Origin of the sequence: Staphylococcus sp. HMSC069E10 (assembly GCF_001809205.1) — a bacterium.
Lineage (GTDB): Bacteria > Bacillota > Bacilli > Staphylococcales > Staphylococcaceae > Staphylococcus > Staphylococcus hominis.
Genome location: NZ_KV796482.1, coordinates 1 through 225 on the forward strand (window position 1 = coordinate 1; position 225 = coordinate 225).

Consider the following 225-nt stretch of genomic DNA (forward strand, 5'->3'; position numbering starts at 1 on the left):
TGGGGCATATTCTTGAACCCAACGGTAGACCGTTGAATGATGAACGTTTACACCACGTTCCCTTAATATTTCAGATATATCACGATAACTCAATGCATATCTTAGATAGTAGCCAACGGCTACAGTGATAACATCCTTGTTAAATTGTTTATATCTGAAATAGTTCATACAGAAGACTCCTTTTTGTTAAAATTATACTATAAATTCAACTTTGCAACAGAACCT

1 pseudogene is annotated in these 225 nt (G+C 34.2%); it reads right to left on the minus strand.

Going from position 1 to position 225, the window contains the following annotated elements:
* Positions 1 to 168, minus strand: a pseudogene (locus tag HMPREF2561_RS06055) (IS6 family transposase); the annotation flags it as partial.
* Positions 169 to 225: the final 57 nt, after the last annotated feature.